The sequence below is a fragment of the Chitinophaga sp. S165 genome (genome assembly GCF_003182155.1).
Classification (GTDB): domain Bacteria; phylum Bacteroidota; class Bacteroidia; order Chitinophagales; family Chitinophagaceae; genus Chitinophaga.
Genome location: NZ_QGTG01000009.1, coordinates 110,504 through 136,563, shown reverse-complemented (window position 1 = coordinate 136,563; position 26,060 = coordinate 110,504). Strand labels below are relative to the sequence as shown.

20 protein-coding genes are annotated in these 26,060 nt (G+C 45.2%); 8 read left to right on the top strand and 12 right to left on the bottom strand.

Annotated features, from left to right (window positions below; translation table 11 throughout):
* Window positions 1-9 precede the first annotated feature (9 nt).
* Window positions 10-3,225, top strand: coding sequence for a TonB-dependent receptor (locus C7475_RS27165; protein ID WP_110056573.1), 3,216 nt, complete (start codon window positions 10-12; stop codon window positions 3,223-3,225).
* Between the two features lie 21 nt (window positions 3,226-3,246).
* Window positions 3,247-5,751, top strand: coding sequence for a phosphocholine-specific phospholipase C (locus C7475_RS27160; protein WP_110056572.1), 2,505 nt, complete (start codon window positions 3,247-3,249; stop codon window positions 5,749-5,751).
* A gap of 184 nt (window positions 5,752-5,935) precedes the next feature.
* Here the strand turns inward: C7475_RS27160 and preA are convergent, their stop codons facing one another.
* The 7 genes from preA to C7475_RS27125 all read right to left on the bottom strand — a co-directional run bounded on the left by preA (window position 5,936) and on the right by C7475_RS27125 (window position 15,417).
* Window positions 5,936-7,204, bottom strand: a complete 1,269-nt coding sequence (gene preA / locus C7475_RS27155) for an NAD-dependent dihydropyrimidine dehydrogenase subunit PreA (RefSeq protein WP_110056571.1) — start codon at window positions 7,202-7,204, stop codon at window positions 5,936-5,938.
* Window positions 7,205-7,214: 10 nt separating this feature from the next.
* Window positions 7,215-8,561, bottom strand: coding sequence for an NAD(P)-dependent oxidoreductase (locus C7475_RS27150; protein ID WP_110056570.1), 1,347 nt, complete (start codon window positions 8,559-8,561; stop codon window positions 7,215-7,217).
* Window positions 8,562-8,700: 139 nt separating this feature from the next.
* Window positions 8,701-9,567, bottom strand: coding sequence for a nitrilase-related carbon-nitrogen hydrolase (locus C7475_RS27145; protein ID WP_199236296.1), 867 nt, complete (start codon window positions 9,565-9,567; stop codon window positions 8,701-8,703).
* 28 nt (window positions 9,568-9,595) lie between these two features.
* Window positions 9,596-10,978 (bottom strand): dihydropyrimidinase, encoded by a 1,383-nt coding sequence (gene hydA / locus C7475_RS27140; RefSeq protein ID WP_110056568.1) that lies wholly within the window; start codon window positions 10,976-10,978, stop codon window positions 9,596-9,598.
* Window positions 10,962-12,491: an NCS1 family nucleobase:cation symporter-1 gene (locus C7475_RS27135; RefSeq protein ID WP_233259977.1), complete on the bottom strand. Its 1,530-nt coding sequence runs from the start codon at window positions 12,489-12,491 to the stop codon at window positions 10,962-10,964. Before C7475_RS27135 ends, hydA begins: the two co-directional genes overlap by 17 nt.
* An 82-nt stretch (window positions 12,492-12,573) precedes the next feature.
* Window positions 12,574-13,932: an aminotransferase class III-fold pyridoxal phosphate-dependent enzyme gene (locus C7475_RS27130; RefSeq protein WP_110056567.1), complete on the bottom strand. Its 1,359-nt coding sequence runs from the start codon at window positions 13,930-13,932 to the stop codon at window positions 12,574-12,576.
* Between the two features lie 27 nt (window positions 13,933-13,959).
* Window positions 13,960-15,417 carry a CoA-acylating methylmalonate-semialdehyde dehydrogenase gene (locus C7475_RS27125; protein WP_110056566.1) on the bottom strand — a complete coding sequence of 486 codons (1,458 nt, stop codon included), beginning with the start codon at window positions 15,415-15,417 and terminating at the stop codon, window positions 13,960-13,962.
* Window positions 15,418-15,547: 130 nt separating this feature from the next.
* Here C7475_RS27125 and C7475_RS27120 point away from each other — a divergent pair, with 130 nt between their 5' ends.
* Window positions 15,548-16,033 carry an Lrp/AsnC family transcriptional regulator gene (locus tag C7475_RS27120; protein WP_110056565.1) on the top strand — a complete coding sequence of 162 codons (486 nt, stop codon included), beginning with the start codon at window positions 15,548-15,550 and terminating at the stop codon, window positions 16,031-16,033.
* Window positions 16,034-16,121: 88 nt separating this feature from the next.
* Here C7475_RS27120 and C7475_RS27115 read toward each other — a convergent pair whose 3' ends face one another.
* Window positions 16,122-17,210: a hypothetical protein gene (locus tag C7475_RS27115; RefSeq protein WP_146217665.1), complete on the bottom strand. Its 1,089-nt coding sequence runs from the start codon at window positions 17,208-17,210 to the stop codon at window positions 16,122-16,124.
* Window positions 17,211-17,300: 90 nt separating this feature from the next.
* Entirely contained in the window at window positions 17,301-17,546 is a 246-nt protein-coding gene (locus tag C7475_RS27110) for a hypothetical protein (protein ID WP_110056563.1), read from the bottom strand.
* Between the two features lie 248 nt (window positions 17,547-17,794).
* Between C7475_RS27110 and C7475_RS27100 the strand changes: the two genes are divergently transcribed.
* Window positions 17,795-18,895: an NADH:flavin oxidoreductase gene (locus C7475_RS27100; RefSeq protein WP_110056561.1), complete on the top strand. Its 1,101-nt coding sequence runs from the start codon at window positions 17,795-17,797 to the stop codon at window positions 18,893-18,895.
* An 84-nt stretch (window positions 18,896-18,979) separates the two neighbouring features.
* Here C7475_RS27100 and C7475_RS27095 read toward each other — a convergent pair whose 3' ends face one another.
* The 3 genes from C7475_RS27095 to C7475_RS27085 all read right to left on the bottom strand — a co-directional run bounded on the left by C7475_RS27095 (window position 18,980) and on the right by C7475_RS27085 (window position 22,012).
* The gene (locus C7475_RS27095) at window positions 18,980-19,630 is read right to left on the bottom strand and encodes a hypothetical protein (protein ID WP_110056560.1); all 651 of its coding nucleotides are present in this window, start codon (window positions 19,628-19,630) and stop codon (window positions 18,980-18,982) included.
* An 826-nt stretch (window positions 19,631-20,456) separates the two neighbouring features.
* On the bottom strand, window positions 20,457-20,690 hold the full coding sequence (locus C7475_RS27090) for a hypothetical protein (RefSeq protein WP_110056559.1): 234 nt from the start codon (window positions 20,688-20,690) through the stop codon (window positions 20,457-20,459).
* Window positions 20,691-20,701: 11 nt separating this feature from the next.
* Window positions 20,702-22,012: a S8 family serine peptidase gene (locus tag C7475_RS27085; RefSeq protein WP_110056558.1), complete on the bottom strand. Its 1,311-nt coding sequence runs from the start codon at window positions 22,010-22,012 to the stop codon at window positions 20,702-20,704.
* Window positions 22,013-22,386: 374 nt separating this feature from the next.
* Here C7475_RS27085 and C7475_RS27080 point away from each other — a divergent pair, with 374 nt between their 5' ends.
* The 4 genes from C7475_RS27080 (at window position 22,387) to C7475_RS27065 (ending at window position 25,976) form a co-directional block, all read left to right on the top strand.
* Window positions 22,387-23,223, top strand: coding sequence for an oxidoreductase (locus C7475_RS27080; protein ID WP_110056557.1), 837 nt, complete (start codon window positions 22,387-22,389; stop codon window positions 23,221-23,223).
* 74 nt (window positions 23,224-23,297) lie between these two features.
* Window positions 23,298-24,095, top strand: coding sequence for an AraC family transcriptional regulator (locus C7475_RS27075; protein WP_110056556.1), 798 nt, complete (start codon window positions 23,298-23,300; stop codon window positions 24,093-24,095).
* Between the two features lie 102 nt (window positions 24,096-24,197).
* On the top strand, window positions 24,198-25,016 hold the full coding sequence (locus C7475_RS27070; RefSeq protein WP_110056555.1) for an oxidoreductase: 819 nt from the start codon (window positions 24,198-24,200) through the stop codon (window positions 25,014-25,016).
* Between the two features lie 42 nt (window positions 25,017-25,058).
* The gene (locus C7475_RS27065; RefSeq protein ID WP_110056554.1) at window positions 25,059-25,976 is read left to right on the top strand and encodes an AraC family transcriptional regulator; all 918 of its coding nucleotides are present in this window, start codon (window positions 25,059-25,061) and stop codon (window positions 25,974-25,976) included.
* The last annotated feature ends 84 nt before the right edge of the window (window positions 25,977-26,060 follow it).

The following is a 26,060-nucleotide window of genomic DNA, read 5'->3' as shown; positions in this document are numbered from 1 at the left end:
CACTACAAGATGCAATTTTTTCTGCAAAGAATGGTAAAACCAATGAAGAATTTTATCATTCCCACAACCTGTATTACCTGCATATTTATCCTGTTCATTACTTTATTCACTGGTAACAGCGCTTACGCACAGTCGACAGACGCTTCCATATCCGGCAAGATCACCAGCAAAGACGGTAAGGGCTTGTCTGGCGTATCAGTCACAGTACGTAATGAATCAACAGGGTTTCAGTCTGTGACTGTCAGCAACAAGGAAGGAAAATATTCTTTCATACAGTTGCCCCTGGGTAAGCCTTATACCGTTAAAGCGGCCTTCGTTGGCTTTGCTACACAGATAAAGAATCAGCTGTCAGTCAATCAGGGCGACAACCTGGTGATCGATTTTGTGATGAGTGAATCTGTAAGTAATCTGAAAGAAATAACCATCAATGCGAATACATTAAACAAACGTATAGACCGTTTAGGCTCCAGTACAGCAGTAACTGCACAGAATATCCAGCAGTTACCGGCGCAGAACAGGAATTTCAACAATCTGTCTGCATTGGCGCCTACTACAAATGGTTCCAACATCAGCGGACAGCGGGCATCTTCCACCAACTTCCTTATTGACGGCGCCAGTGCGAGGAACAACCTGACATCTGGTGCGCTGGGTAGTGGCCCCTACTCTCTTTCACTAGAGGCTATTCGTGAGTTTGAGGTGATCACCAACGTATATGATGTTACACAGGGCCGTCAGGGTGGCGGCGCTGTGAGCGTTGTAACTAAATCAGGTACCAACACACTTACAGGAAGTGTATTTGATTACTACCGTTCCGACTTCCTTGCCAGTCCTTATGATATTCGTGGAAATAAGCGCCAGCAGCAGTTCACCACAAACCAGTACGGCTTTAGTTTAGGCGGGCCTATCATCAAAGATAAACTGCATTTCTTTACTGCCCTTGACAGACAAGATGAGAAGCAGCCCTTTTATATTGCCGATCTCAAAGATGACAACGATGTAATTTCTAACCGCATCAGCAGAGGTGCTTTAGACACATTGCTGAATATTGCAAGGACTAAATATGGACTGAGCAATAATCCGCAGGTCGGTGAGTTCCAGCGTAAGACACTGGCCAATACATTCTTCGTACGACTTGACTGGCAGATCAACAGTAAGAACCGTCTTACTATCCGTAATAACTATAGCGACTGGAAGAACCCCAACAGCAATAGTGATAACTCGAACATTAACCTGTTTGAGGTATGGGGAAACTTCAAGTCCAGGGAGAATAGCACCCTGGCGTCCCTGCGTACACAGTTCTCACCTAACTTCCTTAATGAGCTGAAGGTACAGTACCAGAGTGCAACCCGTAACTACGTACCGAATAGTGAACTGCCGGCTGCAAACATTCCCCGGGCTATTGTTACGGTGCGTTCCTTCCTGCCAAATGGTACTATGGGAAATACAACCGTGCAGTTAGGCGGACAGCGTTTCTTCCCGGAAAACAACCTGGAAAACCAGATCCAGCTTGTGAACACGTCCTATCTCACCAAAGGGAAATACCGTTTCACTTTCGGTACTGACAATACACTCACTTACCTGGATACTTACATTTCCAGTGAGCAAAATGGCCGTTTCATATTCAACAGTCTGGAAGACTTTGCTAACCTGACCCCTTCCCGTTATGCCAGGGAAGTGCCTTTAAAGGGTATTCCTTCCGTACAGCAATGGGTAGTGAACGGATCCCTGTTCGGACAGATGCAGTTTGAACCCTTAAAGAATGTGGAAGCGTTGGTAGGCTTGAGATGGGACATCACAGGTTACCTGAGTCAGGCGGATTATAATCCGATCGTAGACAAGTCTTTTGGCCTGCGTACTGATAGCAAAATAACCGACGCCGGTAAGATCCAGCCGCGTTTGCAGTTAACCTGGGATATTAAAGGAAATAAAACGGATATCATACGTTTAGGCGCAGGTATGTTCTCTGCATATCCTGTGAACTATGCGCAGGTGAACAACATACAGAACAGTGGTACTATGGTGGCATCAATTGATGTATCCCGCCCGGCAACTGGTCCGAACCTTGTACCGGTACCAGATTTTCCATCTTACAGAAACGATCCTTCTACAGCTCCGGGGCTGATACCGGGAGTACCGACAGTATCAACTATCAACCTGAATGATCCAAACCTGAAGATGCCCTCCATCTTCAAAAGTAATCTGAGCTATAACAGGATATTCGGCGACTGGCTGCGTGTAGGCGTAAATTTCCTCTATTCATATACCAGCAACAACTATGTATATATTGATCAGAACCTGGTGGACCAGCCTTCTTTCCGTTTGACGAATGAAGATAACCGTGCAGTATTTGTTCCAGCCAGTTCAATCACGGCAGCGGGTATTACAAACAACGTACTGGGCAGAAAGACACAGGAAGTAGGCAGAACCCTGATGCTGACCAATGGCGCCAAACTAAGACAGGCAGCCGTGATAGTCGATGCGAGTTTAAGATATTTCAAAGATGGTTATTTTAATATCAGCTATACCTGGAATGACGCAAAAGATAACTCTTCCTATAACGGTAACGTAGCCAATACTTCTACTTTCAGACCAGTGAAATCAGACCCTCGCGATATGAGCGAAATGAACTATTCTGACAACCAGTTCAGGCATAAACTTGTCCTGTACGGTGCAACTCCCAGCTGGAAAGGGTTCACTTTCGCCGGTACGTTCAGAGGACTGGGTGGTACCCGGTATTCATTAACAGTGGATGCCGATATTAACGGCGACTTCGTGGGAGGTCCCGGCAATGACAATGACCTTGCGTTTGTATTCGATCCTTCAAATCCAAACACGGCCGCGGATGTAAAAGCATCTATGGAAAAGGTACTGGCCAATCCTGAAAACCGTGCTGCGAAATACATCCGTCAGAGCCTGGGCAAGATAGCAGACCGTAATGGCGGATCTAATCCTTTCTCCGGTACCTTTGATGTGAGATTACAAAAAACTTTTAAAACATTTAAAACACAAGGCTTGACCTTTAGTGTTGATGTGTTTAACTTCGCAAACCTCCTCAATAAGAACTGGGGAGTAAACTACAATTTAGGCGATCAGAGCCTGCTTTTCGTGAACGGATTCGATCAGGCTACTCAACAGTATAAATATCGTGTTAATGAGAATGTGGGAGTTACTACTAAAAACGGTACTCCTTATCAGGTCCAACTGGGAGCCCGCTACTCATTCTAAAGGTAATATCAATTAAATAATATGGATACCCGCAGAGATTTCTTAAAAAAGGCAGCACTGCTATCAGGCAGTGCCGCCCTTGCCAACGCGATGCCACCGGCTATACAGCGTGCACTGGCTATTAACCCGGAGCTGGGCAGCACATTCTATGATGCTGAACACATTGTATTCCTTATGCAGGAAAACCGCTCATTTGATCACCTGTTCGGTTCCCTGCAAGGCGTGCGGGGCTTCAATGATCCCCGGGCTATCCGCTTAAGCAACAAGAACAAAGTATGGCTGCAATCTAACAAGGAGGGTCAGACCTATGCTCCTTTCCGTCTGAATACCCTGAACACTAAAGTGCCCTGGATGGGATCGACGCCGCATGGCTGGACAGATCAGACAGATGCACGCAATGACGGTAAATATGACCGTTGGCTTGACGTAAAAAGGGCTTCCAGAAGAGAGAACGCAGACATACCACTTACATTAGGGTATTGCGACCGTGCTGACTTTCCTTTCTATTATTCACTTGCAGACGCCTTCACCGTATGTGATCAGAACTTCTGTTCCAGCATCACCGGTACGCACCCTAACCGTTATTACTGGATGACCGGCACTGTACGTGAAAAGAACGAGCCGGCCGGTGTTGCTCACCTGTGGAATATCAGCAACTATGCTACTCCTGAACTGAACTGGAAAACTTATCCTGAACGTCTCGAAGAGAACGGTATATCATGGAAAGTATACCAGAATGAGGTGACCATGGGATTCGGCATCAAAGGTGAGGAGAATGACTGGCTCAGTAACTTCGGGACCAACGTACTGGAATATTTTAAGCCCTACAATATACGGCTGCATCCTGGCAGTATTGCTAATCTCGAACTTAAGAAAGCGAATATCCTCAAAGAGATAGAACGCCTTGAAAAAGAGCCTGCGTCAGATGCGATCAACCTTAAAATAGCGGCAGCTAAGAAACTGCTGGTCAGCATAGAAAAAGATAAATTACAATATACCCAGGAGGCATATAACAACCTTCCTGAAGCAGAGAGGAAACTTAATGCTAATGCATTTACGGTTAACAGTAATGATCCCCACTACCATGAGCTGACCGCTATCAAGTATGAGGATGATGGTACCGAAAGAGAAATGAATGTTCCTAAAGGAGACATTCTTCATCAGTTCAGGGAAGACGTAAAGAACGGTACGCTGCCTACTGTTTCCTGGCTCATGTCGCCCGCCAACTTTTCAGACCATCCGGGTGAGCCCTGGTACGGCCCCTGGTATGTAAATGAAGTAATGGAGATCCTGCTACAGAATCCGGAAGTATGGAAGAAAACGATCTTCGTGCTTACCTATGATGAGAACGATGGTTTCTTTGATCACGTGCCGCCTTATGCAGTACCAAATCCTTATAAGGAAAATACAGGTAAGGTATCAGCCGGTATCGATCCTAAGATGGACTTCGCTACAAAAGACCAGCAGACAAACCCATCAGCCATGGCGAACAGGATCAGAGAGAGCTCCATCGGACTGGGTTACAGGGTACCTATGATCATCGCTTCTCCATGGACAAGAGGCGGCTACGTGTGCTCAGAGTTGTTTGATCATACATCCTCTTTACAATTCCTGGAAAACTTCCTTGCAAAGAAGTTTAACAAACAGATCAAGGAAGAGAATATCACGCAGTGGAGAAGAACCATATGTGGTGATCTCACTGCTGCGTTCAGGCCATATAACGGCGAGAAGATCGACAGTCCGGAGTTCCTGCAGAAACAGGCGTTCATGGAGAAGATCTACAGTGCTAAGTTCAAACAGGCTCCTGACAATTTCAAAGCCCTCACAAATACAGAAATTGACCTGATCAATAAAGATCATTCACAATCGCCTTACTTCCCGAAACAGGAGAAAGGGACACGTCAGGCCTGCGCTGTACCTTATGAGCTACTAGTGAATGGACAGTTTAACAAGGAGAAAAACAGTTTCAGCATCAGCTTTAATGCGGGCAACACTGCCTTTGGAGAACGTGCATCCGGCGCTCCTTTTATGGTATATGCCATGCAACCTTACCAGCATGAAGCATTACGTACCTGGCAATATGCCGCAGCTCCGGGAGATACACTGACTGATGAATGGACGTTGAATGCTTTTGATAATAGCAATTATCATCTGCGTGTATATGCACCAAATGGTTTCTATCGTGAATTTGCCGGTAATAAGAATAACCCTCAGATCAGGATAGAAAGCAGCTACGAGAAGGGCAAAAAGAATGCACTAACGGGTAATATTGTTGTGAGCATCACGAACCATGATACCAAAGCACATGTGATCGAAATAAAGGACAACAGTTATAAGAATGGTGCTGTTAAACGTACAGTGGCGGCTCAAGAGACCGTGAAGGTTGTGCTGAATTTAAGCAGAAGTCATCAGTGGTATGATTATACTGTGAGCGTTCAGGGAACGGATATGTTTGAAGGATTTGCGGGACATGTGGAGACAGGGAAAGTTAGTCAGACGGACCCGTTGATGGGTGGTGTAGTGTGAGGGGTGATGATTGATCTCATGATTATAATGTGACGATTATGATGTGGTGATTATGATGTGATGATTATAACACAACGATCGCAATACGATTAACACGAAACCCGGGGTTTGCAACCCCGGGCTACAAAAAAGGGACTCCTAACGGAGTCCTATTGTGTTTTGTTAATTGCCTGTTTGGTTAATATCAATGGTCATTTAAGGGTAGCCCTCTGCGCTGGAATTCCTTCCAGTTGAGGTATTCGTCGCCTTTGCGGTGTTCAACCATTGTGATGCAGTTATCTACAGGACAGACTATTTTACACAAGTTGCAACCTACACACTCTTCATCCTTGACGGTGTATGTGTTATATGGCTTTCCGTATGACAGGTTGATAGCCTGATGAGATCCATCTTCACAACTGATATAACACAAGCCGCAGTGAATGCATTTTTCCTGGTTAATTTCTGCGATGATATGGTAGTTGATATCGAGTTCTTCCCAATTTGTCAACGTAGGCACAGAGCGGCCAATAAAATCATCAATGGTTTTAAAACCCTTTTCATCCATCCAGTTGTTCAGTCCATCGCACAGATCATCGATAATGCGGAATCCATAACGCATGGCAGCGGTACAAACCTGTACGGTTGTGGCACCCAGTAGCATGAACTCAGCCGCATCCTTCCAGGTGCTGATGCCGCCAATACCTGATATGGGCACTTTAGCGGTAACAGGGTCCTGACTGATAGTGGTGAGCATCTTCAGGGCGATAGGTTTTACAGCGGGGCCACAATAACCGCCGAATGTAGATTGTCCGCCGACATTGGGATTAGGAACGAATGTATCCAGGTCTACGCCGGTTACAGACTGGATCGTATTAATGAGGGACAGGGCATGTGTACCGGCATTTACCGCTGCACGGCCTGTAGGCACTACTGAATGGACGTTGGGTGTCAGCTTGGTGATAACGGGTGTAGTAGCAGCCTCCATCACCCACTCCACAACACGGGCAGCAATTTCAGGGTCTTGTCCGACGGCAGCCCCCATGCCTCGCTCTGTCATACCATGCGGGCAACCGAAGTTCAGTTCGAGGCCATGTGCACCGGTATCTTCCACCTTTTTGATCAGTTCATGCCAGCTTTCCCGGTTGTTATCCGCCATAAGAGAAACTACCATGGCGCGATCGGGAAAGAGCCGGACGCATTCTGCGATCTCTTTCAGGTTAAGGTCAAGCGGGCGGTCGCTGATCAACTCAATATTATTGAAGCCCATTACACGGCTACCATTATAATTAACGGAAGAGTAGCGGGAGGATACATTCTTCACCTGGCTTCCTAAAGTCTTCCAGACTACGCCACCCCAACCTGCTTCGAAGGCACGCAATACGTTCACTTTTTTATCTGTAGGGGGAGCACTCGCCAGCCAGAAAGGATTAGGCGATTTGATACCCAGGAAATTTGCTGAGATGTCTGCCATAGTTAAAAGTTTAACAACGTTCGTTCTGCAAGTATTCCAATATTGCTTTCGCGCCCTCTTTTCCGGCCTGCACTGCATCTACTACCTCCTTACCGCCGTTTACACAATCGCCGCCAGCAAAGACACCCGCAATACTGGTAACACCATTACAGGTAGTGCTGATCTTTCCATGATCATTGCTTAATTGGTGACTGTATACCAATTGTTCGAACGGCATCTGACCTGCGGCCTTAATGATCATATCCACGGGCAGTATTATCTGCTCATCTGTGATCACCGGTTGACGACGGGCGCCACCTGCATCTTCAAGCTTTACAAGGTTGCAGACCAGCTGTGTGACCTTCCCATCTTCTCCTAATATTTCAGTGGGTGCGGCCAGCCAGACAATTTTGCATCCATCCAACAGTGCGATGTTAAGTTCAGCTTCTGTACAAGGCATTTCCTGCTGCGTTCTTCGATAGACCAGGGTCACTTCTTTTGCACCCAGTCTTTTGGCTTGTGTTGCGGCATCAATAGCTGTCATTCCCATCCCGATAACCGCCACCTGGTCACCTACAGGAACGGCAGGAAAACCACTGTTACGGATCTCATAAATGAAACTGATAGCATCTACAACACCATCCAGCTGCTCTCCGGGTATATACAGCTGACGTGCAAGACCAACACCGAAAGCGAGGTAAACGGCATCGTATTGCTGCTGCAGATCTGCTAAGGTGATATCCCTACCGAGTTCCTTATTGTATTGGATATCTATGCCACCGATAGAAGTGATATAATCTACTTCATCCTGACAGAATTGTGGCGTGACCTTATATGCGGCGATGCCATAAGTCATTAATCCTCCACCCTTACTTTCCTTTTCGTAGATAGTTACGTCTATACCTTCTCCCGACAACGCATGTGCGCAGCTGAGCCCACCGGGACCTGCACCAATCACCGCTACTTTTTTACCTATGGAAGGCTTCCTTTCAAATAAAGGCCACTTTTCCTGTATTGCTCTTTCTGTTGCATAACGCTGTAAGCGTGCAATAGGAATTGCTTCTTCCTCCATCAGGTTGTATACACAGGCGCCTTCACATAATTTTTCTACAGGACAAACCTTGGCACAACCGCCTCCCATGATATTAGAAGAGAATATGGTGTAGGCAGATCCTTTGAGATTATCTGTAGTGATCTGCTTAATAAATTTGGGAACATCGATACCAGTAGGGCAGCTTTTAGTGCATGGCGCGTCATAGCAGAACAGACAGCGGTTGGCTTCAACCAGTGCCGCATCCCGCGTTTCGAAGGGTGGGTGTATATCACTGAAGTGTTGTTCATATTCTTCAGCAGTCAATCGGTTATTATGTACTGCCATAAGGTGTGTTTAATCAATACTGATAACTTATGAGTTGTTCAGTATGAGGGGTATGCTTCCTTAAATGATCGATCCGATAGTAATAACGTTTATCGCTGCCTGTCTTATTGTCCTTACGCTGTATTAGTTCTATGAATGATTATAATTCTGTGAGTTTACCATATGTCTCGGGGCGGCGGTCCCGGTAAAACTGCCATACACTTCTTACCTGGTCGATCATATCGAGATCGAATGTGGCAATAAGCAGTTCGTCCTTGTCTTCTGAGGCGCTGGCAAAGATCTGCCCGCGTGGATCAACAAAGTATGACGATCCGTAGAACTTACCCAGGTTCCAGGGTTTCTCTTCTCCTACTCTATTGATACAGCCCATGAAATATCCATTGGCAGCTGCATGTGCGGGTTGTTCCAGTTTCCACAGATATTGTGACAAGCCCGCTACTGTAGCTGATGGATTATATACGATCTCTGCACCATTAAGGCCCAGCACCCTGGCGCCATCAGGGAAGTGACGGTCATAACAGATGTAGATACCGACCTTTGCATACCTGGTCTGGAATACAGGATATCCGAGATTACCAGGTTTAAAGAAGAACTTTTCCCAAAAGCCGGAAGTGTGAGGAATATGGTTCTTCCGGTATTTGCCCAGATAAGTACCATCAGCATCGATAACAGCAGCTGTATTGTACAATACGCCTGCCTGTTCTTTTTCATAGACAGGCACAATGATCACCATGTTATACTTTTTCGCATAGGCTGCGATCCTGTCGGTAGTCGGGCCGGGCACTGTTTCGGCCGACTGATACCATGCAGTATCCTGACCGGGACAGAAGTAGGGCGTATTAAAAATCTCCTGCAAACAGAGGATCTGTACACCTTTTTCACCCGCTTCTTCAATCAGCGGAATATGTTTTTGTAACATCGCTTCCTTGATCTCGTCGATGGTCCCCTCTCCTTCTGTTTTGGGTAAGCTCATTTGAATAAGTCCTGATTTGATAATACGCGACATGAGGATCTATTTTAGGGTAATGAATTTTTCAGATCTTTCCGCTGACCTTATTACGCTTGATGAATTGTCCGTAGCCTCTGGAAACCAGGCATTCGTTGTTATCAATTGCTACCTTTCCTCTCAGCAGTACGGTTTTCACTTTACCTGTCAATTCCCATCCTTCATAAGCGGAGTAGTCCACATTCATGTGATGGGTAGCTGCGGAAACAGTATGTTTCTGTTGAGGATCGAAGATGATGATATCTGCGTCACTGCCGACGGCGATCGTTCCTTTGCGGGGGAACATACCAAAAATCTTTGCCGGGTTGGTACATGCTACTTCGACGTATTTATTCAGGGAGATCCTGTTTTTGTTAACTCCTTCACTGAACAACAGTTCCATCCTGTTTTCAATGGCGGGGTGACCATTGGGGATCTTCGAGAAATCGTGCTCACCCATCAGCTTCTGTTTCCACATAAAAGGGCAATGGTCAGTGGCTACAATGTTGACAATCCCCTGGTTGATACCGGCCCATAACGTTTCCTGGTCTTTAAGTTCCCGGAGGGGCGGGCTCATGACCCACTTCGCACTTTCGAAGCCTTTGTCGTAGTTTGAAGCATCGAGCAAAAGGTACTGGATACAGGTTTCCACGAAGACTTTCTGATTCCGGCGGGTGGCATTACGTACGGCGTTCAACGCACCTTCACAGGTGAGATGTACGATGTAGGCAGGGCAGCCTGTATAATTGGCAAGATCTGTAAAACGTGCGGAGGCTTCAGCTTCCGTAACTTCCGGTTGAGAGATGTAATGATACAGTGGTGATGTTTTTCCTTCGGCCAGGTGTTTCGCAACAAGGTAATCAATCACGTCGCCATTGGTAGCGTGCACGGTGACCATGCCGCCCTGTAGTTTTACTTCCTGCATCAATGCGGTCATCTGCCGGTCGTCGATCATCAGTGCGCCTTTATAGGCCATAAAGGTTTTGAAAGAGGTAATACCTTCCGTTTCCACCATTGTTTTAATCTCCGTTTTGGTATTGGCGTTAAAATCGGTTACGGCCATATGGAAACTATAATCGCCTACAGCAGTACCTAAAGCTCTGCTGTTCCATTCATCCAGTGCTTCTCTCAGGGAGTGGCCTTGTTTCTGCAACACAAAATCGATCACCGTTGTTGTACCGCCAAAAAGAGCTGCCCTGGTACCTGTTTCGTGTGTATCGCTGGAGAAGGTACCCATGAAAGGCATATCCAGATGTACATGCGGATCAATTCCTCCGGGCATGACCAGCAGGCCGGAAGCATCGATGACGCGTTCGGCATCGGCGATGAGGTCTTTCCCGATAGCGACAACCTGTTCACCTTCCACTAAGATATCCGCGACGTAATCGTCAGTAGCGGTAATGATCCTTCCGTTTTTAATCAGCAGTGACATAATTGATCTCCTCCTTATTTTTTCCGGTGGTGGTAATGATACTATAAGAACGCATGATGAAGTAGTAACTGATGCCTGAAACAAAGAACCCTACGAACCATGCATAACTGTATAACTGAGTGATCCAGACGGGGACAGTTTCCGGGGATATAACTTTAACTGTAGTGAGGAAACCGGGAATGTTCGGAGCAATCCCCAGCAACAGCGCTACCATGGCATACCTGTTGAAGCCATTGGAGAAACTGTAGGCCCCCTGGGGCTGGTATAATTCATCAACGCTTAACTGCTGCTTACGTATCAGATAGTAATCAGTGATCATAATACCACCTACGGGGCCTAATAAGCCCGAATAACCAACCAGCCATGTGAAGATATACCCTGTAGGGTCGGCGACCAATTTCCAGGGGAAAATGAGTATTCCGATGATCCCCGTGATATATCCACCTATGCGGAAGTTGATCTTCTTTGGGGCCAGATTGGCAAAATCGTTGGCGGGGCTGATAATATTCGCGGCGATATTGGTGGCCAATGTTGAAATAGCTACAGCGATCATTGCGATGCTGACCAATATCTTGTTATCGAACCTACCTGCAAGGACAACGGGGTCCCATATCGTGATGCCGTATACGATGGTTGTGGCAGATGTCACCACTACGCCAATGAAAGAGAACAGTGTCATTGAAGGAGGCAGTCCTAAGGCCTGTCCTTTGATCTGTGCTTTCTGGCTGACAGCATAACGGGTAAAGTCGGGGATATTCAAAGAGAGCGTGGCCCAGAAGCCCACCATACCTGTTAGTCCGGGAATAAAGAACGCCCAGAAAGCAGCATTGGAAGTAAACTTCGAAGGTTGTTCAAGGATCGGGCCTAGTCCGCCGTCAACTGCGTTTATTGCCCAAAACAGTAATGCCAGTACGGCTATTGGTAAAAAGATAGCTTTGAATACAAGCAGTTTGCGAATGCTTTCTATTCCAAGATAAACGATATACATGTTCAATAACCAGAACAAAATAAAGCAGATAGCAGGGCCTGTGGCCAGCCCGAAGGATGCAGGAAACACAGGCGGTAAGGTGGCTAAGCGGGGAATCCACAATTGCAGCATCTGGTATAGGGCAAAGCCGCCTATCCAGGTCTGGATACCAAACCATCCGCAGGCAACAATAGCACGCAGCATGGCTGGTATGTTAGCTCCTTTGGTACCAAAGCTGGCCCTTGCAAATACAGGGAAAGGAATACCATATTTAGCACCGGCGTGACCGTTTAGGATCATTGGAATGAGTACAACGGTATTACCGGCAAAGATGGTCAGGATCGCCTGCCACCAGTTCATACCGCCTTCTATAAGAGAGCTGGCCAGCATATAGGTTGGAATACACAGGCTCATACTGATCCAAAGGCTGGCATAATTCCAGGTATTCCAGGTACGCCGGGAAGGAGGCACGGGAGCGAGGTCCTCGCTATAGAGTGTAGAGCGGGGAATCTGCTGGTTGATATCATGGTTTTGGCTGTCCATCATGTTTATCAGATTACTTATGCTTTTCGGACGTTATCAGCATTTTGGGGTTGCCATTCATCAGGGGCTGTGTATCATCAGTCGGTTATCCTAAGATAACATATTCGTCGGCAATAGACAATGCGTCTGCTATCATTGCCAATCCTTCATCAACCTGCGCCTGCGTAATACTTAAAGGTGGTGCAATAAACACATAGTTCCAGCGAACAAAAGCATACATACCCAATTGTCTGAGACGGGAGGCGATCCTGTTCATCACCGCCATTTCTTCCGGCTTTGCGTTAAAAGGCACCATAGGTTCTCTGGTATTCCGGTTTTTTACCAACTCGATACAACCTAGCAGACCGGTGTTCCTGAAATCGCCGATACAGGGATGGCGCTGTTTCATACGTTCAACCTCCTGTTCGATATATGCGCCCATTGCTGCGGCGTTCTCAATGAGATGTTCGTCTTCATAAATATTCAGCACCTCCAGCGCTGCTGCGCAGGCAACAGGATGCGCGGAATAGGTAAGTCCCAGCCAGAGTGTTTTATCATCGAAATGGGCAGCTATTTTATCACTGACGATCAATGCTCCCAGGGGTATATATCCGGCGGTAATGCCCTTCGCGGTAGCGATCATATCGGGTACTACACCGTGCAGGTCGCAGGCGAACCATTTGCCTGTTCTGCCGAAACCGCTCATGACTTCATCTGCGATAAGCAGGATGCCGTATTTGTCGCAAATAGCCCTGACCTTCTGCAGGTAATCCGGCGGGTATTTGATACAACCGGAAGAACCGCTCTCTCCTTCCATCAGAATGGCGGCCACGTTTTCGGGCCCTTCGAACTGGATCACTCTTTCTATATGACTGACACATTCGCGATTGCAGGTGTGTATTTCCTTTCCGAAGGGGCAGCGGTAACAGTATGGATCTTCGACGTGTACAATATTCGGCGTCTGCTGTGCATCATGCGGTAGTTTGCGGGGATCGCCCCCCGCAGTCATAGCGGCTGCTGAAGCGCCGTGGAAGGCCCTGTAACGGGCGATGATCTTATGCCTGCCTGTATAAAGGCGAGCGAGTTTGATGGCGTTCTCTATCGCGCTGGCGCCGCAAACGGTGAACAATGTTTTCTTCAGGTTGCCGGGTGTGATCTCCGCCAGTTTACGGCCCAATTTGCCACGGACTTCGGTTACACATCCGGGTGTAACATAGCTGACTTCCTGCATCTGTTTCATAACGGCGGCAGTGACCCGTGGATGGCCGTGGCCGATGTTGACATTGATAAGCCCTGAGGAGAAATCGAGGTAACGTTTGTCGTCATAGTCATAGAGATATACGCCGGCGGCGTACTTTATGGCAATAGGTGAGATACCTTTCTGTTTACTCCAGGAGAATAAGGTATAGTCCAGATTATCCTGGATAATTTCCTGCGCGTGAGATATAGTCTCTGTCTCTGACATACCAGTCGTTTAAATTGAACAATAATACTAACTCATCCAGTTTACGCCTTCTTCGGGATTCCATTTGGTAGTACTCTTCTTTAGTTTCGTCCAGAACTCTATGGAGCTTTTGCCGGTGATATCACCTACGCCAAATTTGCTTTCGTTCCATCCTCCGAAGGAGAATGGTTCGCGGGGTACAGGCACGCCTACATTGACGCCGATCATACCAGCGCTGGCCCTTTCCGCGATATAGCGGGCCATACCGCCATTCTGTGTGAACACGGAGGCAGCGTTACCATAGGGATTAGCGTTTTCGATACTGAGGGCTTCATCAACGGTATTGGTGCGCATGATACTGATAACAGGGCCGAAGATCTCTTCTTTTGCGACCGACATGTCTGCGGTAACATAGTCTATGACGGTTGGGCCAACATAAGTACCGTTTTCCTTACCGCTTACTTTTGCACCACGGCCATCTACCAGGATCCTGGCTCCCTGTGCCTCAGCTTCCGTGATGTATTTTTCTATTCTTTCTTTTGATTCTTTGCTGATAACGGCACCGAGATTTTGTCCCGGTATGATCTTTTTCACTTCTTCACATACAAGGTCAACTATATGGTCAACCTGTCCCACGCCTATCATGGCTGATGCCGCCATACAACGTTGGCCTGCGCACCCACTCATGGACGCAGCTACATTTTGTGCTGTCATACCCGGTTTGGCGTCAGGCAGAACGAGCAGATGATTTTTCGCACCACCCAGTGCCAGGCAACGTTTCAGATGCTGTGTGGCGCGCTGATAGACTATTTTTGCCACCTTCGTAGATCCAACAAAGGAGACTGCTTCAATATCGGGATGATCGCAGATAGCATCCACCACTTCACTATCTCCATTTACTATATTCAATACTCCATCCGGCAATCCAGCTTCTTTCAGCAAGCGCGCGAGGACTGCAAGACTGAGAGGAACTTTATCAGATGGTTTCATGATCATACAATTCCCCAGGGCGATGGCATTGGGAATTGTCCAGTTAGGTACCATTGCCGGGAAGTTAAACGGTACAATAGAAGCGACTACGCCCAATGGTACGTGCGATGTACGGCATTCCACACCGGCGCTTACTTCCAATATTTCTCCTGTGATCAATTGCGGCAGCGAAGTAGCGAATTCAGTCAGTTCTATACATTTCTCTACTTCTGCGATAGCTTCAGCCATCGTCTTTCCATTTTCTTCACTAACCAGCGCTGAAAGTTCCTGCAGATGCTGCTCCAGTAGATATTTATATCTGAAAAAGACCTGTACTCTTTCTTTGATGGGCATCTTGCTCCAAGCCGGGAAAGCCGCTTTTGCAGCTTGCACGGCATCATTAACATCTGCAGCGGTTGAGCAGGGCATTTCTGCCAGGATACTTCCGTCTGATGGGGAGATGATAGGGAGCGTACGTGGTGATGATACTTCTTTAAAGCTTCCATTAATAAAATTCCTTACCCGTTCGTATTTCATTGCCTTGGGGAGTTTGGGTTATGAATGCATTTTTTATACGATACCCTTAATTTACTGAAAAAAATGTACATTTAGTACGTATTTTCTATCATTTCTGCACATTTCATTTAACTCCTATTATTCAAGAGAAATGGGAAAAACTAAATCCGCTGATAAGATCCCTCTGGACGACCTGGATTTCTCAATCTTAACCTACCTTCAGCAGGATGGCAGGGTTTCATTTACAGTTATTGCTGAAAAGCTTAATGTATCTATTGGCACTGTCCGAACGCGGTTTAACCGGTTGATCGAAGATGGAACCATCAGTATTATCGGCCGGGTTGATCCGGAGAAAGTTGGATTCCGGTCTTACGCGCATATTGCGGTTTATGTGAGGCCTGCCACCATGAAGGAATCTGTGGCGAAAAAGATTGCCGGTTTACCGGAGGTAAGTTTTCTCGCTATGACTTCGGGGGCATATGATCTTGAGGTAAATGTCATGTGCCGGGATAATGATCATCTATTAATGTTCGTTGACCAGCTATCGACGTTTGACGGCGTGTACCAGACGAATACTACGATCTATTTCAAGGTATATAAGTATGCGCAGCCAGATCTGATGCTGCTGAAAAGATAAAAGCGTTAGGGCATACCACCGGTTGTACTAGTCAATGTTTCATTTGTTATTGACTTATTCTTAACGCTATACCTAACATTTCCTATAACTAGTCATTTCTCAGTTCGTGCTTTTGCTGGCTTGATGATACATTATCAGATGAGAAATTAATGCTGATATTCAGCGCCGCTACTACGTCGGTGATGTGGTTGGCTAGTGTAATTTGTGGATTTGCATTGCCGTTGCTGGCGAATAACAAACCGACGATGTTATTATGTATATCAATGATCACGGAGCCGGAGTCACCTTTCTCTGAGAAATGTTGGGAAGGGGTTATAGCCTGAATGGCGATCTGTCCCGTGAATGTGCGGTTTACACCTTCAATTGGAAAAGTGGTTGTAGGATAATTGATATCTACAATTCTACCTTCCGTACGTCCAGACACCTCTCCTACTTTGAAAACTGTTTGTCCGGCGATGGCGGTAGCCAAACCCACAATCACATTCTTCTCTGGTTTTCCCTCCACACTCAAGCCGTTGATCTCATTAGTCCATTGGGAACTGCCGTTGATGCGGGGATAATCTATTACTGCGATGGCGGCATCGACTTTATTGTTAATGGTAGCCTTGATGATACTACCTACAGCATTGACGTCGTCTTTGGGGTAGTATGGCAGTTGGTCTAAATTGACATCCGGTATCGTAAGAGGCGCCGGCTGGTATATTTTATCGCCCACTTTGGCATTATTAGCCATCAGCACATGCCAGTTGCTTAGCAGGACCGGTTTACCGCTTTCATTATCTGTAGCCAGGCAACCAAGTGTACCGTGGGCTATTTCATTGCCAAAGCTTTCCGGATCCTGCACAACAATACGGTTAGTAAGCTGAATACCTCCTTTGAGCGGGCGATAGGTATTCTTATCTACAGATGCATTAAAGCTTGGAATAATATTGACATCGGTAGGGATTCCATTAATTTCTGACGGCAAGACCTCCTCTGCCGACAATAGACTGTTATGTTTTTTCTCCTGGACATAGATCCTGATACACAGTGTATCAGTAATGTGCCCGTTGACTTCCTTCAGGCCGATGCTAACGTGATGTACACCGGGAATTTTGAGCAGGACATCTTCCACTCCGTTTTTCAGCATGTCCTGGATCATTTCGTTTTCCCGTTGCAGTTGCTCTCTCGATTTCATATTATTCTTGTTTTGTCTACTTGTTTGTCTAAAGATCGGTATTCAAAGAATGTATTGCAAATATGTGTGATAAATAAACAGACGGGCGGGCTATACCTGCGACTGGACAACGTCTGTTATAAGGCCATTGATCTGAGTAGGGATCATTTCTGCTGGCGGGATATCTGCGGGCTTTTTCTTTTCCTGCACGTATACACGCAAGCCAAATTGATCTGTCAAACCTTTCCTGGTTTCTTTATATCCGAGGCTGACTGATGTTACTCCGGGAATTTGCAATAATTTTTCCCTAGCGTCTCTGTAACGCTCTTTCAAGGGTGAAGAGGGAGAAATACTCATCGAAGCATTATTTGGGGTACTAACTTTTAGGGAGAGAATGACTTATCTTTTCTATAAATGTTTTTGGGGTGTTCGTAATATCCTCTCTATAGCAAACTACAAAATTTTCTTCAGATCTCAAATGAATTTTGACCTGCGCCATTCTACTCATAAATAAAATATAATTGGCATTTCGGAAATCTCCGATATCTTTGTTTTGAAAATCTTTTAAGCCTTCCCCGGGCAACGTAAACATAAATGTAAACAGAATGAGTAATCTGAGCTTATTTAAGCCCTTCAGCCTTAAGTCGCTGAATATAAAGAACAGGATTGTGATGGCCCCGATGACGAGGTCTTTTTCACCTAATGGAGTACCTGGTGATAATGTAGCAGGTTATTACCGCCGTCGAGCAGAGGGCGAGGTTGGCCTGATCCTTTCAGAGGGTACGGTCATTAACCGCGCTGCGTCTTCAGCTGACCCTAATATCCCCCGTTTTCATGGGGAGAGCTCCCTCAACGGTTGGCAACAGGTTATCAATAATGTACATGCCGCAGGTGGCAGTATGGGGCCACAGATATGGCATCAAGGGGTAATGGACAATCACCATTCCGGCTGGTTGCCCCTCACTCCTTTTGAAGGCCCGTCCGGTATTAACAGACCGGATAATACGAATGGCCTGGCGATGTCAGAAAAGAACATTGCAGATACGATCAAGGCTTATGGCGATGCTGCGGCGGATGCCAAACGCCTGGGATTTGACTGCGTCGAGTTACATGGCGCACATAATTACCTGATCGATCAGTTCTTCTCTGAAAAGACGAACCTGCGGACAGATGCTTATGGTGGTAAAACATTGGCAGAGCGGTCGAGATTTGCCATTGAAGTCATTAAGGAAGTACGCAGGCGCGTGGGTGATGATTTTGCTGTTATTATCCGTTTGTCACAATGGAAGCCTTATGACTACACTAATAAATTGGCGCTGACACCTGCTGAAATGGAGTCCTGGTTGCAGCCTATGGCGGATGCGGGCGTGGATATATTCCATTGTTCACAGCGTCGTTTCTGGGAGCCTGAGTTCGAGGGTTCTGATCTTAATTTTGCCGGATGGGCAAAGAAGATCACCGGTAAGGCCACTATCACTGTCGGCTCGGTGGGACTTAATGGTGAATTCCTGGCTGCGTTTAAAGGAGAGAGCTCTGCTCCCGATTCACTGGATGAATTGCTACGCAGGTTTGACCGTGGCGACTTTGATTTGGTAGCTGTTGGGAGGCCTATTTTGGCAGATCCGAACTGGGTGAAGAAGATCAGAGAAGAGAGGACTTCGGAATTGAAAGGATTCTCGAAAGAGGCATTGGCTGAGCTGCTGTAATTAAAATAAGGAAAGGCGCCTCCGGTAGATACCGGAGCGCCGTTTTACTACGAACCACAACAACTCTTAGCGACATAGGTAACCTCAGAAAATAAATCCTTTCATCGCCGGAAAGAGGCACCTTATCATACTATGTTTTGATACAAATTCTGGCAGCTTGTGCAATTTGAGAAGACGCTTTTTTCCGGAAGCAACCAGCATGTCTTTCACCGTAAGCTTTCCAATAGCTGTAGCGAAGTCTATTTCCCCCAAAAGACTTAACAGAAACATATTTATTGCATCATTGATATGTTTCGACTGGCTTATGTATTTGAAGTCTTTTATAAATAACTGAAGATCTAATAAACCTAGACGTTTATTATTTTTTCTTGCTTTGAAATAAATATCGTCCTGAAATAATATTACATCCTCATAGATAAATGCTCCTGAGACATCATTAGGATATATAAAGTTGATAAAATCCCAATCCTCTAACACAGGTGAGGTGTTGACAAGAAAGAGGACATCCTCAAACAGTTTAAAATTTCCTTCTGCAGTTATAATTAATTCTGCATGAATACCATTCATAAGGTTCAACACACATCCCAGCTCTTTATTGTATTTATGCAATTGGTCAAGCAATTCGTCTAACCATGCTTCCTTTTCCTCCTCATTTACATTTTCTAAGTTCAAATAAACCTTCTCATGACACATGAACCACATCCAGAATGATTGAGCTTTCTTTATATTAGGCATTGCAATTAGTTTTGGGTAATCTTTATTAATTGGATTCTTTGGAGTAGAGTATTATGTTCCCCGGCCTGAGTTTGGCCGGCGGCAGCAATAGCCTTCCTTATTCTCTATTCAGAGAACGGGATACACTATTTTTCGCTATCAGATATGGTTCCCCTGTTTGACGCTAGTTTAGTATAACATAGTGTCATCCAGTAATGGAACACAAACGACTATCAAAGTAGTCAAGGACTTAGGTGATGACTTATTGTATTTATAATGTGGGGGCTGATTTCAGTATGTGTCATACATGCGGCCAGGGGTAACTTTGATATGACACTTGATAGGTAGAATCCTTTGGGAGGCCGGTAGGTATTGAGGTTGGTGTTTGTTCTTACATGCTGGCTATTGTTCTCCTCCAGCAAGTTGTAGAGATCATTCAGATCCAGGATGCAATTTGTTTGTTGTTTCATTTGGATATGTAAGTTTTGATAATTGGGAAATGAACTGTCTGCCTGTGTTTTCTACACGTAGTAGTGGTAGGACTGGTAGTAGTAGGAACTTTAGATTTTTCATTATTTGGGAATTTAGATTTGGTGTTAAATAATTACGTTGGGATGTTAATGTTGCAAAGGTAAGTGATAAGATGATTCGGAAATGCTTGTTTTGAATTTTTTTTTAAATGAGTTTATAAAACCAACGATGCATTAAAATTTAAAACCAAGTGATGACACTTGAAAATATTCCAGCCGGAACTATACTCACTTCTGAAGGGCTTATATATAAAAAAGCTCAAATCATGTATTATACATAATTTGAGCTTTAGAATTGCATTATTAACTCACTGTTATTACTGAATCTCCGATTCAGGAGGTGGTAATTGCGTATAGTAATCCTCTATTACGGATTCGATCTCTTTGTCTTTAGACAACTTGTTGATAAGACTACTATCTCCCTTTCCCATAATCACGCCGTAAGTTGTAACGTCGGAAACAGCAACACCCTGGTTCTTCAAACGTTCCACAACGGAATTCAGATTACCAAGAGAATCTTCGTTCAGTGTTATGATTAGATCAACCTGCATATTTAAATCTTTTATGGAGCAGTTCCCAGCCCACAGCCAACATCAGTAGGCAGTAAGGGTGCCAATGACTTAGCTAAATTACGTAATTCCGTTTTTACCTGTGCAGGAGTAAAGGAAGGGTTCTTCTCCCATATCAGTGCAGCAATGCCTGCCACATGTGGTGTGGCCATGCTTGTACCGGAGATTGTCTTGTAGCGGAGTGGTGTTAACCATGATGAATAAACATCCACACCAGGACCAGCAATATATACATCCTGTCCGGGGTTGATAGACCTGTTTGAAAAGAAAGCGATATCCAGGGCGCTGTCGATAGCAGCAACCGCCAGTACAGAAGGACAGTTGGCCGGGCTGCTTACAGGAAATATTTGTCCTCCTGGTCTTCTGCTGTCATTGCCTGCTGCCGCCACAATTAAAGCGCCATTTGCTACGGCGTTGGCAGCGGCACGTTCGTAAGCAGTAACAAATGAAATACCAGGGAATACTTTTGCACCGAGGGACATCGATATTACTTTGCAATTTTGAGAAACTGCCCAGTTAATACCATTAATAGCCCATGCCTGGGCGCCGCGGCCACTGTTATCGAGAACTTTACCAATATAAATTTCACTATCGCCAGCCACTCCATATCGTGTGCCCACGTTGTCTTTTCTTCCACAAGCAGTGCCGGTACAATGGGTGCCATGTCCGTGCATGTCCTGCACACTGGTAAGTCCAGGTACAAGCGAGCGTTGATTGGCTGCAGGAACACGTCCGGCAAAATCAGGATGCTGGAGATCCAGGCCGGTATCCAATATTGCCACTTTGACGTTTTTACCCGTAAATATGCTGATATCACTTCCTGTTGCCTGTATACCCCATGTACACGGACCAGCGGCTACAGCAACCGGATTTGTAGCAGCAATGCCTTCCACTAACGGAGAACCTTCAAACGGAATAGAATACATCACCAGTTCCGGCTCTATTCTCAGCGGCTGAGTACTTAATACTGTTTCCATCATTTGTACCTGTTCCTGATCTGCCGAAACAAGTGCGAAACCAAGATCTTCATAAAGGAAGATATCAGCATCAGCGATGTTCTCTTCTTTAAAAGACTCAGGACTGTAATCACCGCTACTTGCTACGCTCATGCCCATTGCCTGACTGAAACTGTTGACAGCCTCCTGTAATGAAGTTTCACCATTCTCCGGCACAATGAAATAACGGCCTGTATAGATGGGATTCTCCAGATCATCGCCCGGAACAGGACTAGCTATTCCCTTATATTTTGTTGAAAAGGATTCCGGAATATCGGACATAGCTTGCCCTAAAAATGGAGCTTTCATTTAATTAAGTTTAGAGGTTAAATAAATATGTTGAATGACAAAATTGTATCTGACAATGCTGGTTCAATAAAGGAAGTGCTTTTAGAACAAAAAGCATAAGTTGATCAATAGCAATCTTCCTGAACAAAGTTACTTCCCTGACCATATTGGAAAAATACCAAGTTGTTTGTATTTTTTAATTTCCACACTGCACAGGCTTTTACCGTGGTTAATTCTTCCAAAGCCATCTTGAGTAACAGGCTATCTCCCAGTAATATTCAAGGCGCAAATGGGCAACTTCATCTGAACTTTATAACAAAGTAAATTGAACCGTCCAACAAACCTATGCCAGTCATTAGTCTGTAATTTTGAGGTAACGTTTAAAACTACAGATCATGAATAAAGTATGGTTTATCACAGGCAGTTCAAGAGGATTGGGAAGAAGTATTACAATGGCAGTACTGGCAAAAGGCGACTTTGTAGCAGCGACTGCAAGAAACCCTCAACAATTAAATGACCTGGTTGAGCAATATGGCGATCACATTATGCCCGTTCAACTGGATGTAACAGATTATAAGCAGGTTTATAAAGCAGTGGAAGACACCATTGCGCGTTTTGGCCGCATAGATGTCCTGGTTAATAATGCCGGATTCGGTATTATGGGCGCCGCAGAAGCTTTTACAGAGGAACAGGTACGCAGCCAGTTTGAAACCAACCTGTACGCACCGGTAGAAATTACAAGGGCGGTACTACCATATATGAGAAAGCAACGTTCCGGCAGGATATTGCAGGTGAGTTCAGTTGGCGGACGAATAACCAGTATAGGATTAAGCATGTACCAGAGTGCAAAATGGGGCTTATCAGGATTTAGCGAAGCATTGGCTAAAGAAGTCGCCCCACTGGGTATCAAGGTAACTTCAGTAGAACCTGGTGGCTTCCGCACTGATTGGGGAGGTGACTCTATGTCTTATGCGGAACAGATAGAAGGTTATGAATCTACTGTGGACAGCAGAAGCGAGATGTACAAAAACAAACAATTCATTCCCAAAGGGAATCCTGACAAGGCTGCAAAGGTACTGGTCGAACTGACAGATCATCCGGAGCCTCCCATACATCTTGTATTAGGTAGTGATGCCACTTCCCTATTGCAACAGGTAGATGCGATCAGACGGGATGAACTTGAAAAATGGCTTACTGTCAGCAATTCTACTGACGGGGATGATACTAAATAATAATTCTTAGCTTTGAATCATTACGCATAGCTGCTTTCCGGCAGCTATGCTATTTGACTATAACCGGGGATGATATGAATGAGCAAAAAACAACGAACCAGATCACTTACTCCTGTTACTATGATCAGGTAAGAGAGGGAGAACAATTTGTACCCGAGCATGTATTCAGTTATCAGCTATCCGGTACGCTTACCATGACTGATGGCGAGAAACAGTATATCTTCCGGGAAGGTGATTTCCGGTTAACCAAAAGAAACAGTCTGATAAAATTCACCAAACAGCCTCCGGTAAATGGTGAGTATAAAAATATCTCCGTATACCTGGACCAGCAAACACTCAGAAGCTTTGGTACTGAGTATGGGTATACATCAGAGAAACATCTGCAAACGCCACCTGCCATATTGCTACACTCCCACCCTCTTTTGAAAAATTATATGGATTCCTTACAACCATATGATGATTTGATGAAAGGGGATAATGATGTATTACTGTCATTAAAAGTAAAAGAAGCAATTGCTATTCTGCTGCAAACAAATCCGACGCTGAAAGATATCCTGTTCGATCTGACAGAACCCGGGAAGATCGACCTGCAGGCTTTTATGAATAAGAACTTCCATTTTAATGTATCGCTGGACAGGTTTGCTTATCTGACAGGTAGAAGCCTTTCGACCTTTAAGCGTGACTTTGAAAAAGAGTTTAATGCGGCACCTGGAAAATGGCTGCAGCAAAAGAGATTGCAAGAGGCATATTACCGGATCAAGGAGAAAGGCGTGGCTCCCTCAGATGTCTATATAGATGTGGGATTTGAAGATCTCTCCCACTTCTCTTTTGCGTTCAAGAAAATGTATGGGATGGCACCGAGTAAAATCTGATGCTCATCCGCGCTAAATCAGGCTACAAAAATCCGGAAACAGGCTACTTTTATTTTTTCGCTGAAATTGACCTTTGCGGTATAATACCAATAAGGTTATAAGATGAAAAAAGTAATACTGATCACAGGCGCATCATCAGGAATAGGCAAAGCTACAGCCATCCGGCTGATCAATGAAGGATACATTGTTTACGCCACCGCGAGGCGAATGGATAAATTAAAAGAGCTAGCGGACCGTGGTGCACGGGTGTTACAACTGGATGTAAATGACCATGAAGCTGTTCAACATACCGTATCTGTGATTGTAAAAGAACAGGGACGGATAGATGTTCTCTTCAATAATGCAGGTTATGGGATCATTGGGGCAGTAGAGGATGTTGATATTACTGAAGCACGCGAGCAATTTGAAACGAACGTGTTTGGCGTGGCAGCGTTAACAAAAGCTGTATTACCTGTTATGCGGCAACAGCAATCAGGAAAGATCATTAACACGTCTTCAATGTCTGGCAAAGTGTACGCACCGTTATCGTCCTGGTACCATGCATCGAAACATGCCTTAGAAGGCTGGTCAGATTGCCTGCGGCTGGAGGTTAAACCATTTGGGATAGATGTTGTGATCATAGAGCCTGGAATGATTGCTACGGAGTTTGGGGATGTTTCGATACCGCATATGAAACAACTTGCAGCGGCGGGCCCTTATTCATCTATGTACAAAGCCCTGCTTACTGCTGTTGAGAAATCCATACAAAAAGCACAGTCCTCCTCTCCTGATGTTATTGCCGATGTGGTATCCAAAGCCATCAAAGCCGACAAACCTGCCATCCGCTATGTAGCGGGGAACTTTGCCAAGCCTGCGCTTTTTATCCGCCGATGGTTTGGAGACAGGATCTATGATAAGATTGTTATGAGCCAGCTCAAATAACTTTAATAATTTTAACCTGTCTGCATATAAATCCGCAGTAACATGGCATCTAAAAAACCAGCGCATATTGTACTGAATTCTCTTTCAGCATTGCACGATTTACTTGGACTGCCCAAACCTGAACATCCGCTGATATCTGTTATGTATTCCAAAAGCATGCAATACCAGCATCGGGAGGCAGATAATGTAGTGATCAACTTTTATGCGATCTGTATTAAAGAGGGTTTTAAAGGGAAAGTGAAATATGGTCAGCGCGATTATGATTTCAGCGAAGGTGTAATGGCGTTCCAGGGACCCGGACAGGTATCTGGCGTGGAATTAGCAGATGAAAAGGATTTTACCATACAGTGGGTGATCTTTCATCCGGATCTGCTGCATGGCTATCCGCTGGCTAAAACCATAAAAGACTATGGTTTCTTTTCTTATGCTGCTAATGAGGCATTACATCTCTCGGAAAAAGAAAAAACAACGATTGCCTCTATATTGGTCAATATCGAGCATGAGTATCATACAAACATTGACAATTTCAGCCAGGATGTGATGGTCGCAAATCTCGACCTGTTACTCAGCTATTGCAACAGGTTCTACAACAGGCAGTTCATTACACGTAAGAAAGTGAACCATGACCTGCTGGTAAAACTGGAAGACCTGTTGTCGGACTATTTTAATAGTGGCATGGTACGGCAGTCAGGACTTCCATCAGTACAATATGTCTCTGCGCAGCTAAATGTTTCACCTAATTACCTGAGTGATATGTTAAGGACTTTAACAGGTCAGGGTACGCAGCAACATATTCATAATAAAGTAATTGAAAAAGCAAAGGAGTTTTTGACGACCTCAAAATTATCCGTGAGTGAAATAGCCTATGAACTGGGATTTGAACATCCACAGTCATTCAATAAATTGTTTAAAATCAGGACCGGCACAACACCTCTCAAATTCAGAGCAACGTTTAATTAACTGATAATCCCTGCTTAAGCAGCCGCACTGTTAAAAGTGTAAAAATTGCACTTCATAAAACTAATATTATTAGTAATATTGCTA